Raw genomic sequence first — 1,796 nt, 5'->3', positions numbered from 1 at the left:
CCTCCCTCTATAAATGTTGATATATCAATGGTTCACGCCACTTTTACGTGTCAAAAAAATTTTTTTCGACACATCCATCTATCGTTATTTTGTATTTCTTTCTTTTTCTTACAAACTATCCGTATGCTTCGCTAAAAGAAAGACCATTAATTGGTAATAATCTTCCTGATTTTATGCGTTATAGCGATGCACTGTTGGATCTCTGCGTTGCTTATGATGACGGACCCTCCCATATCTCTAGGCGTCTGTTTGCGCGTACATTCCTTCGTTCGGTCTAGTCATAAGGCAGAGGCTGGCGATGCTCCCTTAGGGACTCATTTCAGTTGTTTGAATGGTCGGATGGTGAAAATAGTGCCGGCTTCTCCATGTCATCCTCTTGATTTTGACTTCTGATGGCGGCGCTTAGGCAGTCATCTGAAGATGGGCGAAATCCTTCATCATTTGATGTTCATCAAACATCGTTTTCTTTTTGCACAAGGCATGTAAAATTTTTACTAACTTGCCACATAGCACAACGATCGATTGCTTTTTACGCAGTGGATTGTTGGCACGTGTGGTGTAGTATTCGTGTAACGCTCGAAAAGCTGGATTATGTTTGATTAACGGCATCATTACGCGGAACAGGAGCGCACGTAATTGACGACGACCTCGCTTGGAGATGCGCTTTTGTCCTTTTTGCTGACCAGAGGAGTTTTCACGCAATGTGAGTCCCGCTAATTTGATTAATTGGCGTGGATGCGCATATTGTGTGAGTGAACCGACCTCTGAAAGTAAATCGACAATCGTGATATCACCAATTCCAGGAACAGATGCTAAATAGTCATAATCCGTCATTTGTTTGGCTAGCTCAATGAGCTGTGCCGTTAATTTTTCAAGTTGTGTCTGCATCAATTGGATTTGAGAGAGGAGTGTGGCAATTTCAAAACGTGCCATCACAAGACCTTCTGTCACTCCAATGGAGCTTTCTGCTACCTCGACCAATTGCTTTGCCTTTGGTAGTTGGGGACTTTTCATTCCCTCTACTTGACGATAAAGGAAGAGCAGTTCTTCCGGTGTTTTTCCATTGATATCCGATGGTAGAGGTGTTTTTTCAAGCACCGCATAGGCCATCTTCCCAAAGCTTTTAAATACTTGAGTAAATTCAGGAAAAAAGCGATCGAGCCAACGAATGATCCGATTTTGAAGCGCATTTAAGTCTTCTTGTATTTTGGCACGCAATGTCGCGCCGTTGCGAAGTTCTGCTTCTACACCCGCTAAAATACGTGGATAGCTGAAGCGTCCATCGCGCATTAGACGAGCAATCACTAGTGCATCCTTTTGATCATTTTTCGTTTGCAGGTTATCATCGAGTTCCTTCGAGCGATTGACGTGCATCGGATTCACCATCACAAAAGGAATGCCGTAGTTTGTTAAAAACGCAGCTAAGTTCATCCAGTAGTGACCTGTTGGCTCGAAACCAACGAGGATTTCCTGTTTATCATGTATCGCCTTTAACGCAAGTAATCGTTCATAAAAAGCTTCAAATCCCATGTGTGATTGAGCAATCGGAAATGATTTTTGAAGCACACGGCCACGATCATCGATGGCACATGCAAAATGTTTATACTTCGCGATGTCAATACCGATGACAAGCGTATTTTCAGAAACTTGATTAATTTTTTCATTCGTATTAAAATTCATTGTTATAGAGTCCTCTCTGTAGATGTGCGAGTCAATTGTCTGTTGATACTCAAGCATCATACAAGAGGGCTTTTTTTATTTCAAGTCCCCGAAAACGTTTCTAACAGGAATGCTCC

General features: G+C 42.1%; 1 protein-coding gene. It reads right to left on the bottom strand.

Annotation, left to right across the window (positions count from 1 at the left end; translation table 11 throughout):
* Positions 1-402 precede the first annotated feature (402 nt).
* On the bottom strand, positions 403-1,680 hold the full coding sequence (locus tag AC3WOM_RS26635; RefSeq protein WP_492449195.1) for an IS110 family RNA-guided transposase: 1,278 nt from the start codon (positions 1,678-1,680) through the stop codon (positions 403-405).
* Positions 1,681-1,796 lie beyond the last annotated feature (116 nt).

The sequence above is a fragment of the Lysinibacillus sp. FW301-JW8 genome, from assembly GCF_058788755.1.
The sequence above is the reverse complement of the archived record's forward strand: the minus strand, read 5'-3'. Positions and strand labels throughout refer to the sequence as shown.

What these genes read in the sequence shown, in the direction of transcription:
- AC3WOM_RS26635 (WP_492449195.1), bottom strand. Translation starts at nt 1,680, where the DNA reads ATGAATTTTAATACGAATGAAAAAATTAATCAAGTTTCTGAAAATACG.